Consider the following 13255-nt stretch of genomic DNA (forward strand, 5'->3'; position numbering starts at 1 on the left):
CGACCCGCAAGGCCATCGACAACCCGACGCGCAAGGTCCGCCGCCATGAACGCTTCCCCGTCCGCCATCGAGATCCTGGAACGCCACAGCCGACAGCCCGCCGGAACGCTTGCCGCGTTGGGGATCGCGTCCCTGGCCGGCATCGTCCGTATGCGCAAGACGACCTTCGTCGCGAAATACCATGAAGGCCTGGGCGGCAAGGCCAACGCGTCGCTGCTCTATCGCTACGCGCTCTCCCTCCTGCGCCATGCCCGCTCGCGCCAGGCCACGCCGATCGTCTCCGGCCAGCCTTATATCGGCGTGGCGCCCGACGACATCTCCGATCCGAACGAATTCCCGCCCACCTGGGTCAATCAGTTCGGCGTGGGCGGTCCCTATGCCGCGCAAGGCAGCCTGGGCGCGCAGGACTCGCCGGTGGCGTACGCCGCGATGCTGTACGACCTGGCCACGGAACTGGAGACGGAATTCGGCGACAGGTTCGAACCGGACGACCCGGGCCACGACTACCGCCACAAGATGATCCCGCTGTCCCAGCGCCGGGCCGATATCGCCAGGATCGCGCTCACGTCCGTGACGGAAAGCCAGGTCATCCCGAAACTGGATCTGGTGAACCGGGTATTGCAGCAAGGCGTGGACGATTACCTGGCGTCCGTGTTCGGCGCCAGCCCCCCGGACAGCGCGACGCGCGAGGAATTCACGGCCCGCATCGCGTACCCCGCCGACAAGCTGCCGTATCACGCCGCCTACGACCAGGCGAGGCAGGCTTGCGACGCCAGGCATCTCTCGCTGTTCCAGTTGATCTACGCCACCGACGCCGGCTTCCCCTGCGTCGACAAGATCTGGCCCGGCGCGGCGACCGACGCCGACATCCAGGCCGCGGGGCTCAGTCCCGCGCTCATCGCCGTCCTGGAATCGCAACCGGGAACGAGCAGCGGCGCCTCCGGCGACGGCGACAGCGAGGGCGACGACGCTGACGATCCCCAGGCGGACTATCGCAGCCGGTACTACGGCAACCCCAACATCAACGGGCTCAACGACGTCGCCACGCTCGGCGCCAGCCTGGGCGCGCCGGCCGATCGCATCAAGGAAATGCTCTGCGTCGACGGCGCCGGCAACAACACCGCGGTCACGCTGACGGCGTCGTATGCCTGGACACCCCCGCGCACCGAACAGAATGCCTACGAGAACAACCGGCTCCACGGCGCCCGCTACCTGTGCGCCGACGGCCCCCTGTGCCTGCTCGGCCTCGCCACCCCGGCGGCCGAGACCATGCGCCTGGCCAACACGCCCGCGGACACGCCCAGCCTGAACACGGCCGTCGCGCCCTCGTTCTTCGTGAAGATCCACAAGCTGATGCGCCTGCACGACGCCACGGGCCTGCCCTTCGACCAGCTCGACGCGCTGATCGTCGCGGCCGCGAGCGCTTCGCTGGACACGCCGCCGGCCGCCGCGCCGGACTTCGGCGCCAACACCTATCGCCTGCTCGGCCTGTACGAGCGCTGGAAGGCCAGCCATGGCGCGACGCTGGAGGACATTTGCAGTTTCGCCTACCGGCTCGCGCTCGGGGCGGTCGGCAATGCCACGCCGCAATTCGATCGCATCTTCAACAGCGTCCCGGGCATGACGCCGCTTCGCATCGACGACGGGCAGACCTTCGACCCCGCCGATTCCGGCGACGCCATCGTCGTCGCCCTGTGCGCTGCGTTGAAGATCGACCATGCGACGTTCCGCGCCATCGCCGCCGGGCTGCCCCAGGTGTCCGGAAAAATCGCCTTGTCCCTGGACAACTACACGGCGCTGTTCAACCTGGTGCGCATTCCTTCCTACCTGGGCATTTCGCCGCAGGCCTTCGAGGCGCTGATGCTGCGCGTCCCCGACCGTCCCAACGCCCGCATGCTGGAGCGGCTGCGGGCCAATGGCCCACGGCTCAAGGCTGCCGAGGGGGCCGCCGACGGGACCGATCAAGGCCCCGATCTCATCGACTGCCTCAACTATCTCGAATACGTGCTGGCCCTGCTGAAGCAGCGCGGCATCTCCCTGGCCGCCTACCTGGCGACCACGGCGCTCTACTACGACGGCAAGGACGAACTTCCCGCCCCGGCCGTGGCGACGCAAAAGGAAGTGGAACTGGTGAACGGGGCGATCAGCCAGTCGCTCCCCGCGCGCGTCAACGTGACGGAGCTCCTGCAAAGCCTGCCCTTGCAGCGGCAGGACTACGCCGCGCCGCCCGTGACGATAGACTGGCAGCAAGCCATCGCGGCGACCGGCATCGTGGACGGCCACGGGCTCATCGCCATGGAGTACGACGCGGACCGCACGGCGGCCTTCCGTCTTGCGCTCGACGGCTACCAATGGGTCGCCGGCCAGAAGACCGTGGACAACGCCACGCCGGAAGCCATCGCCAACATGGACGCCGCGTCGCTGCCGCTGCGCGAGGCGTTCGACGCGGCCTATCGGAATCAATGGCAGGTGACGGACAGCGTGCTACAGCAGGCCCTGGGGCTGGACAGCGCCGAGCTGATGCATGAAATCATACGCACCTGGGCCGACGGCGTCGTCAACGACGGCGCCGCCTCCGACTTCGCGGGCCGCCCGGGCGCCAGCTACGTCTTTCTTTCCGCCTGCGACGCCCTGAACGACGGACTACCCATCGCGGACGCCGGCCAGATCGACGGCAGCGCCGGCCTGCTGAAGCAGCTCGGCCTTTTCTCCCGCATGGCGCTGGTGGCGATCACCCACGGGCTCGGCGCTCCCGCCGTGCGGGCCACGGCGTACCGGCAACCGCTCGACGACGACACCGTGCAGAATTGGTTCGGCTTCGTCCCGCGGACCATGATGGGCAGCCTGTACATGCTGACGCCCGGCGCGTTCCTGGTCTTCTGCGCCTACGGCACATGGCGGGAACTGGCCGACAGCGAGGACGACGTGCTGCAATACCTGGCGGACGTCCATCTGCGCGGCGACGACATGACGGCGGACCAGGCCGCGCTGCGGCTGTCCGGCCAGATCGGCGCCGCCATCGAGGACGTCAAGGCCGCGGCGCCCTGGGCCGGCGGCGACACGTCCGCGACGAAAATCCTCACCGTCGCCCAGATGCTCAAGGCGCTGGGCCTGCTATCGACCGCCGCGCGGGCGGGCCTGACGGCCGCGCAACTCCTGCGGACCGGCGCATTGGCGTACAAGGCGGACGGCGGCATCGCCCTGAACGTGGCCGCGGATCCCGCCTACCTCGCCTGGCGCGGCGCCGCGGCGAATCTGCTGGCCGGCGTCGGCGTGAAGTCCGACAGCCGCTTGTGCCCGCTGGCGCCGGACGACGCCGGCATGGAAACGGTGCGCGGCGCGCTGGCGCGGAACCGGCGCAACGGCCTGTGCGGCGCATGGCAGGTTTTCATCGCGCGCCAGATCTACCGCAATGCCGACCTGGCGCTGACCCAGCAGGAAGTCTCGGAATACCTGCTGACCGACACCCAGGTCACGCAGGACGTCGACACCAGCGTATTGGCCGACGCCATTGCCTCGCTGCAGCTCTACATCAACAATATCTTCAACGCCACGGAGCCCGGCTACGAGGGCGTGCAGTGGGCGCAACTGGATTACGCCACCGTCCTGGACGACTGGCAGCAGATCGATGCCCAGTACAGCACCTGGGCCGCCAATGTCGAACTGGGCGAGTATCCCGAGAACTACCTGGCCCCGCCGCTGCGGCCGGACCAGACGCAAAGCTTCCAGGCCTTCTGCACGAACCTGCAGCAAGGCCCCATCGACGAACCGCGCGCGCTCGACGCATTGCAGAAGTACCTGAGCGCGTTCGAACGCATCGCCAACCTGACCGTCGTCAGCGGCTACATGGACGAAATAAACGGCGGTCGGACCGATGCCTATGCCTTCCTCACGGGCCGCGTGCACCTGATCGGCAGGACGGCCACCGAGCCGGGCGCCTATTTCCTGCGCCGCGTCGATCTCATGCGCACCGACGACAAGGGCTACCCCCTGACCGACGCCTGGACGGACTGGCAGGAAATAACGGTGCTCGGCGACGCCGGCAGGATCGTGAGCATCCCGCGCGTGGCCACGCACAATTCGCGTCCGTCCGTCTGCTGGTTCGAACGGGAAATCATCGAGGACAGCGAACAGAACCGCTACTTCGAGGAAAACAATACCTACGCCGGCACCCACGAAAACCCGCAGAACGCCGTCATCAACCCCCTGGTCAGGCTGACGGGCTACGTCTCGTTCCTGATGCTGGATGGCACCTGGTCCATGCCGCAGGAAGTCGCGAGCGCACAGGGCACGACCTACGGCAGGAACTCCCTCTTTTACTACTACAAGGAATCGGACGGCGTGGACCCCGTGGAATCCGACTACTGGACCATGGCGTTCGAACACCGGCCCACGCCCGGCCTGCCGCCGGTCCTCTATGCGGTCCTTTACGCCGACGCGGCGCAGGCAAAGTCTCCCGACGATCCGGAGAACGGCTGGCAATACGCGCTGGTCGGCACGCTGGACGCGTTCGACGAGGCCAATACGACGAATGGCGCGACCGTCCCCGCGGACTACTGGGAAACGTTCGCCGGCACCACCGGACTGACCGACGATGAGAAAAAGCAGGTGCAGAACCCGGCGCTGACGGGACAGTCCCGCGTCCAGGCGGGCGCCGAAGGCAATGCCGAACTGCCGAACGGCAATACGCAGGTCATCGTCGACGATTTTCCCGTGCTGGCTTCCGGCTTCGACGGCGCGGCGCCGCAGGCGCTGGCGCGCCTTACCGCGGAAACGCCGCAGATCGGCGATGCCGTCAACGTACTGCGCTGCAAGGACAAGACGGGCAGGTTCACCTACCAGCCGGGCCTGAACCTCCATGGCGATTCGAGCAATCCCGTCAATCCTCGCTTCTATCAAAGAGGCTGCACGTTCAGCCAGCCCAACCTGATCGAAAAGGGCTCCTGGACCGTCGATTTCAGCGACAGCGATTACCACCGGTGGACGGGGACGCTGTATATCAAGCTGGCGTCGAATTGCGGCTTCACCTTCAAGGAGCCCGACCTGTCCGCGATAGGCGCGTCCAATGTGAAGCGCTATCTGCCGCAACTCTATTTCAAGGACTACAGGCAGTATCAGTGGTACACCCGGAAGATCTGGACGTATGCCGGTCTCGAACTGGAAGTGGATCTCGTCTTCTACGATGACAACGACGTCACCGACGCGCGGAACAATACGCCGGCCGGCGCGCTAAGCTACGATCATTGGGGCGACTACCTGATACGGTTCTCCGACAACAATTGCGTCAATCCTTCCTCCGGGGACATCAACGCGCACCTGAATCCCGACACCCTGAACGTCACCGTGCAAACGCCGGGTTACGACAAATCGGGTCCCAGGCCGAAGAGCGGCAAACAGACGCACTGGGCCATCGACGCGGACAATTCGGCGCCGATGAATTTCAATACGCTGTACACGCCGGCCATCTCCCTGGGCAACTACCGGGACAAATCGAACTGGAAGGACGGCAACGGCGTCAGCCTAGCGCTTTTCAATCCCGGGACCAACAAGCAGACGGTCCAGGAGATCACGCCCTCCACCACCTTCGATATGACCTTCTCGTACACCAGGCAGGGCGCCGACATGTACGTCGGCATCCTGGAGACGGACGAGAACGGCGGCAACATGAAGACGGTCTGGCGCGGAGACTTCTTCCGGGAGGCGGGCTTCTTCGCCCTGCAGGATAAAAGCTATCCCTTCCTGGACAGTCATCTCGACCCGGATTTCGGCACCGCGCAGATGCTCAACATGCTGGGCAATCACCGCGACACCAACAGCAAGGACACCTTCCCCCTCATCCGCCTGAATACGACCTTCGCGCGCATGCTGGTGGGCAAGGCGTCGCAGGGCCTGCAGTCCCTGTATGCCTGGAGCACCCAAAGCGCCTACGAGCCGAAGCTGTCGGCCACGGACGCGATGCAGCCGCAATTGGACTACGAAGGCGCCAACAGCATCTATTTCTGGGAGATATTCTTTCACTGCCCGGCGATGATCGCCTATCTGCTTTCCGCCCAGGGCGACCACGCCGGCGCGCTCGCATGGCTGCAACGCATCTTCGATCCCCGGGCGCGCAACCAGATCGCCACGCTCGTCATCCCGGACGCGGACGGCACGCTGCGCCAGGCGGAGGTCGCCCCGTACTGGAAGAGCGAAGCCGTCACGCCGACGCGTCCCGGCTCGACCCAGCGGGCCTCGGAACAGCCCTGGCGCGCGATCGCGCCCTTCGCGCTGGCGTACGCGGACACCACGCATTACCGCAAGTGGACGTATATGCAGTACATCCGCGCATTGACGGCCGTCGGCGACGACTATTACCGCCGCCTCACCCGCGACGGCGTGAACCAGGCCTATCAATGCTATGCGCGCGCGTTGTCCTTGCTGGGCCCGCGGCTCTTCCATTCGATCTCCGCCTTCCCGCCCGGCCTGGCGCTGGCGGACGTGACCATCGACTTCAAGGAGGCCGTCCGCGAGGAAATCGCCGAACTCGTCCCCTGCCTGCCTATCCCGGTCCCCGCCCTGCTCACGCAGGCCGCCCCCGCCGTCAAGTGGGCCGATACCTTCGATCCGACCACCAACCCGCAGCTCGAAGGCCTGTGGGACACGCTGGACGCCAGGCTCTACAACATCCGCCACAACCTGGACATCAACGGCACGCCCATGCGCCTGCCGCTGTATGCCGCGCCGGGGGATCCGGGCGAATTGCAGTCGCGCGCCGTCGGCGCGGCCACCGCCGGCGCCGTCGTCGCCGCGGATACGATGCCGATTCCGCCCTACCGCTACCAGGCCATCGCCGGGCTGGCGGACAAGGCCGTCGGCGCCCTCTCCTCCCTGGGCAACACGCTGCTGGGATTGCGCAGCAGCCAGGACGGACGCCGCCAGGAACAGTTGCAGATGTCGCAGCTCCTCCAGTTGTGGTCGTTCACGGACAAGGCGGCGCAACAGGGCATCGATATCGCCAGGGCGACGTTGAAGTCCCTGAACGCCAGCCTCCAGGCCAACAAGGAGCAGCAGGAATACTATGTCCGGCAGATCCGGGGCGGAGACTCGCCCCTCGAAATCGCCGCGCTCTCGCTGCTGACGGCGGCCACCACGGCGAAGCTCGGCGCGCAAGGCCTCCTGCTGGGCATAGGCGGCTTGCGCAGCGCGCCCAACATCTTCGGCCTGGCCGTCGGCGGGCAGGACTACGGCGCCCTGCCCAGCGCGCTCGCCGGCATATTGATGGCCACGTCGGATATGGCGTCGACCGCTTCGCAGGGGCTGTTCCAGCAGGCCGGTTTCCGCCGCCGCCGCGAAGAATGGCAGAACACGCTGGACAGTCTCAAGGCCACGGAGAAAGTCACCCGCGCCCAGATCGAGGCGCAGGAAATCCAGTTGCAGGCCGCGACCACGTCCAGGGAGCTGGCGCAGGCCCAGCACAGGCATAACCTGGAAATGTACGACTTCCTGCGGCATCGCTTCACCAACGACGCCCTGTACGGCTGGATGGCGTCGCGGATCGCGCCGCTGCAGTACCAGGCCTACGATGCCGCGCTGAGCCTGTGCCTGCTGGCGCAGTCCTGCTGGCGCAACGAGGTGGCGGACTGGACCACGACGTTCTTCCATGACGGAAGCTGGAACAGCCGCTACCAGGGCCTGCTCTCCGGCGAACCCCTGGCGCTGGCGCTGCTGCAGATGCAAAGCCTGTGGTACGGCTCGCGCCACGCGCGCCGGCTGGAAATCGTCAAGACGGTGTCCGTGAAGGCGCTGATGACGGAAGCGAAATTCAATGCCGCGCGCACCGGCGCCGGCGCCCGGCAATTCGCCTTCAGCCTGACGCAGCGGAACTTCGACGAAGACTATCCCGGCCATTACCTGCGCCAGATCGTGAGCGTGGCGATCACGCTGCCCGCGGCCATCGGGCCGTTGCAGAACGTCCGCGCCATCGTGCAGCAGACCGGATCGGCCATCGTCCTGGACATGAGCGATCCGGCGGCCGCGCTGGACGCGGTCGACAAGAAGACCGTCGCGGCGCCCTCGATCAGGTTCGATTCGAACGCGCGGCAGTCGACGGCGTTGTCCACGGGGCTCCACGACGGCGGCGTCCTGGGCGGCGACGACGGCCGCTACCTGCCGTTCGAAGCCACCGGCGCGGTCTCGGACTGGACCGTGACGTTTCCTTATTCCGGCAGCAACAAGACCGGCGCGGACCGGCCGCAGGCCGACGTGGAGCAGGACGCGGTGCTGGCCAGCCTAGACGACATCATATTGACGTTGACGTACACGGCGCAGGACTCGGGCAAGGGCAGCGACGTATCGGCCTACTGGAACAACCACGACATGAGCGTCGTGTCCCAATGACGCAGGCCGGAACGGCCGCCGCCCGGGAGCAAAACGGAAATGGGTAAAACGCCAACCGCGCCGGCCGTCACGCCCGCGCCGCCCACCCTGCCCCAGCCCGGCGCCGGCGGCCTGGGCCTCGCATCGGTGGAAGCCGCGCCCATTGGCAACCAGGGCGGCACCGGCTTTTCGATCGACCTGCCCATCTCGCCCGGACGCGGTCATGCGCCGCGGCTGGCGCTGGCCAGCGGCGCCGGCGACGGCGCGTTCGGCTGGGGTTGGGACGCCGGCATCCCGTCGATACGGCGCCGCCTCGATCACGGCTTTCCCGGCTACGAACGCGACGACGACTTCGTCGGGCCGGACGGCGAGGTGATGACATTCGTCGCGGAGCCCTGCCCGCTTTCCTGGACGCCCGACCAGTACGCCACCCGCCAGTACATGCCGCGCAAGCAGAGCGACTTCTCGCGCATCGTCTACATGCAATCGCCGGCGGGGCAGGACGGAGACTTCTGGCAGGTCTCGACGGCCGACGGGGAAATACAGTGGTTCGGCAGAACCGCGGCGGCGCGCGTGCGCGACCCCGCCGACGCCACCCGCACGGCGGTCTGGCTATTGCAGGAATCCGTCACGCCGGACGGCCAGCACATCTACTATGAATACAGCGCCGGCCCCGACGCCGGCCAGGCCAGCCGCTACCTCGCCGCCATCCACTACGGCAACGTGGCTTACGAACAGCGCCCCTTCCTCTATCTCGCGGATACGGACGCCGCCCAGGGACCCGACGGCCAGCAATGGCTGTTCACGCTGCTGTTCGACTACGGCGTTCCCACGCTTCCCTGGCAGGCGCCGGCGCCCTACGACACCCTCAGGTCCCGACCCTGGGCCGGCCGGCGACAGGACCGCCACGTCGACCACGGCTACGGCTTCGCGGTCGCCGCCGACTACCTGTGCCGGCAGGTGCTCATGTACCACCGCCTCGACGGCAAGCGGCAGTTGAGCGGCAGCGGGACGCCGGCGCTGGTTTCCCGCCTGTGGCTGGACTACGAGGAAACGCCCTCGGCCTCGCGCCTGATGGGCGCGCAGCGCATGGCCTACGAGGCCGACGGCGCGTGGCGCTTCCTGCCCATGGTGGACATCGAATGGACGCCGGACTTCGTCGCGCCGGCCGACGCGGGCTGCTGGACGGCCCTGGCGCAAGCCATGGCTCTTCCCATCGGCGGCGACGCCCCCGAACCCGATCCCATCCTGTATTCGGCGGCCGATCTGTACGGCGAAGGCATGGCCGGCCTGCTGCACCGGACAGGCAACTGCTGGTACTACCGCCGCCCCGTGCGCGACCGGCGCCCAGGCGCGACGGCGCGGGCGATTACCTACGGACCGCGGACATTGCTGGACGGCGTTCCCGTCATCAGCGGCGCCCCCGACAACCTGCTGATGGACATCAACGGCGACGGCTGCCTGGAAAGCCTGAAGTTCGGCGCGGTCGGCCCGCGCGGCTATCACGCCATGCAGGCCGACCGGACGTGGTCGGCTTTCGTCCCGGTCCAGAGCTTGCCCGCGGAGATCGGCGCCCCGTATGCGCGCTTCGGCGACATGCATGGTTCGGGCCTGCCGGACCTGTTCGTCCTGTCGCCCACCTCGGTGCGCTACTACGCCAACCAGTCCAGCGATACCGGCGTCGCTTTCTCCGCGCCGCGCGACGTCGCACAGGATGCCGGCGTCGTCCTGCCCATACCCGGGCGCAATCCCCGCGAATGGGTGAATTTCGCCGACGTGCTGGGCTCGGGGCAGGCGCATCTGGTGCGCCTGCGGCACGACTCGCTGACCTATTGGCCCTGGCTGGGCGACGGCCGCTTCGGCAGCCCCGTCACGATGACCGCGTCGCTGCCTTTCGACGCGGCCGCCTTCGACCCCGAACGGGTGTATTTCCTGCCCCTCTTCGGACCGCGGGCGCCGGATCTGGTCTACGCGGACGTGGACGGCATCCGGATCTTCCAGAACCAGTGCGGCAACGGCTACGCCGGCACGCCCGTCACCATCCCCTACCCCGCCGGCTTCCACCTGGGCGCCCTCGCGCAAATCCGCTGTTCCGATCTCGCGGGCACCGGCGGCGTCAGCATCGTGCTGGTCCAGCCCTATGGCGACGTGACGCCGCCCCACGGCTATCCCGGGTCCGGCGCGACCCGCTACTGGCGCGTCGACCTCAATGCCACGGCGCCTTATCGGCTGGCCGCGCTGGACAACAACGCGGGCGCCCGCACCCAGGTAAGCTGGCGCAGCTCGATCCAGGACTGGCTCGACGAGAAAATCGAGACCGGCGATCGCGCGCCGGGCAACCGCCCCGGCGCGCGCATGGTGGTGGACCAGATCGCGAAGATCGACTACATCGCCAATCTGCAACGCATCTCGACGCCCAAATACCGCGATGGCGTGTGGGACGGCCGCGAACGGGAACCCCGCGGCTTTCGCTATACCGAAATCGCGCAGCAGACCTGCGACTGGCCCGGCGCGACGCCGGTATCGGCGCTGGCGCCTTCGGTCACCAGGACCTGGTTTCACGCGGGCAGGGATACGGACGACCAGCTTACCTCCGCGCCCGGCACGCCCTATTTCTACGGGACGCCTTATTCGGAGCCGTCGGCTTTCGCCGACATGGCGACGCGGTATACCGCATTGAACAGCGCCACGACGGCCCAGGATCCCTGGCACGACACCGTGGTTGCGCCCTCCTACCAAAGCCTGCGCTGGTGGCAAGCCCGCGCGCTCGCCGGCTGCCCGCTGCGCGTCGAAACCCATGGCGCGGACGAGGTGCCGCTGACTTCCCGGCACCTGCGTTGGCAGAGCCGCATAGCGTGGCCCTCCGAACGATATCCGGTCGTCCTGCCCATGCAACTGGAGTCGATGACCTACGACTACGAAGGGTACGCCACCGACCCCTTGATCACGCAGACCGTGGAGATGGATGCCGACCACTACGGCTACGCCACCTGGCGCCTGGACATCGCCTATCCGCGGCAACTGGAGGCCAGCGCCGCCAACCCCTATACCGACGAACGCCTGGATCCGGCGCGGCGCATTCCCTTCCCGGTGGCGGGCAACGGCGCAAGCGCCATCGCCGGCCTGAGCTGGACCTCCACCTTCGACGCCCAGCAGACCGTGCTGCGCATCACGGAGTCGCGCTTCCAGGCGCGGCACATGGACGGCGCGGACTATCGCCTGGGCATCCTGGAGGCCGAACGCCGGAACGTCCTGACATACGACGATTGCAAGGACGCGCAACCCGGCGGCGCCGGCCTGCACGTCGAGTCATTGTCGGCATTGGCCGACCCCGCCTGCCTGCTCGCGCCCGGACAGACACGACGCCTGCTGGCGCAGTCCAGCCATGAATACGTGGACGGGCTGCCGGGACCGCTGGTCTTGCCGGCGTTCACCGATAAAGCGCTGCTGACCGCGGCGGACTACGGCACGCTGCTGGCCAACGGCCTGGACGCCGACGACATCGCGCGCGCCGGCTACGAGGCCGGCGGCCTGCTGCTCACCGTGCCCGGCGGCGCGCCGGAAACGGACAAGGTCTATATCGGGCGGTTCGATATCAATGTCTATTACCTGGGGGATGCGTTCTGGACACTCGCCTGCCGGCAGACGTCCTCCCTGGCCGCGCGAAGCGACGGTCAGCCCGTCTATCCCGTCACGATGTTCTCCTGGGACACGCATTGCGTTCTCATGACGAAGGCCACGGACCCGTACGGCAACGTCGTCGCCGCCCAGACCGTCGACTATCGCTTCCTGGCGCCCACCACCTTGTTGGACCCGAACATGAACAAGCGGCAGGCGCAGTTCGACGCGCTGGGACGGGTGATCGCCACGAGCTTCTCCGGCACGCAGCTCAAGGCCGAGGGCGGCGGCGCGGTCGTCGAACAAGTGGGCTTCGACGATCTCGACGCGACCCCCTACGACGGCAATTTCGACGGCGCCGCCCCGCAAAACCAGGCGTCGCGCATCGATTACCAGGCCAACAACATGATGGCGGCGTTCGTCGCCGTCACGTTGGAGAAGTACGCAGGCGGGACCACCACCAACGATCGCCTGACGGGCGCGCGCTACGCCTTTCTCGACGGCCCGGCGACGGAGGGGACCACCCGCGGATTCCTGCGCTCGCGCGGCCGCGCGTGGCTGGCGGGCAATCCCGCCCCGCGAACGCCGTGGGACGACCACTGCCTGCAATACCTGCAAATCGAGCAGGCGACCGCCCAGCCGCCCCTGGTGACCACGCAGACGGCCGATGCGTTTTCGACCAGCGCGGCCCCCGTGCCTGCCGCCGCGCAGCAACTGCTGTCGACCACGACCTACCTGGACGGATACAACCGCGAGCTGGCCACGTTCGTGCGCGTGCCCGGCGGCGTCCAGGCCTACGTCGTCGACTGCAACGGCGCCCTGGCCACGCCCGCACCTGCCGCCGATCCCACCGCGGCCGACGCCCCGGTCCACGCCGTCCGGGACTACGCGCGCCATGCGCCCGACGGGCAGACGCTGGCCAGATGGCCCGCGTTCTTCCTGCAATACGACGCCGAACTGGCCACGTTGTATTACCCAACCTTCCCCCGGGCCACGACCTTTCCGAAATACGGCCAGCTTCCGGACTCGGTGCCGCCCGACCGCTATCTCTACGACGCCCTGGCCAGGGAGACCCGCGTCGTCACCGGCCGCGTCAGCGACCGCACGGGCCAGGCCTACGAGCGCAGGACGTACCGCGCGCCGTGGTTCACGCTGGAACAGGACGAGAATGACATCGACGACGAACTGCCGGACCAGCCCGCGCCGCAGGCGAGCGCCGCCCGATCGCTTTTCTCGCGCATCGGGAAGCGCTCGTCCAGAAAACGACGGCGCTGACGGCGAG

General features: G+C 67.6%; 2 protein-coding genes. Both read left to right on the forward strand.

The annotated features are described in order from the left end of the window. Positions 1-45 precede the first annotated feature (45 nt). Positions 46-8376, forward strand: a complete 8331-nt coding sequence (locus CAL29_RS20255; RefSeq protein ID WP_094854824.1) for a Tc toxin subunit A-related protein — start codon at positions 46-48, stop codon at positions 8374-8376. A gap of 39 nt (positions 8377-8415) precedes the next feature. Next, positions 8416-13248 carry a SpvB/TcaC N-terminal domain-containing protein gene (locus CAL29_RS20260; protein ID WP_094854825.1) on the forward strand — a complete coding sequence of 1611 codons (4833 nt, stop codon included), beginning with the start codon at positions 8416-8418 and terminating at the stop codon, positions 13246-13248. The last annotated feature ends 7 nt before the right edge of the window (positions 13249-13255 follow it).

This window comes from Bordetella genomosp. 10 (genome assembly GCF_002261225.1).
Classification (GTDB): domain Bacteria; phylum Pseudomonadota; class Gammaproteobacteria; order Burkholderiales; family Burkholderiaceae_B; genus Bordetella_C.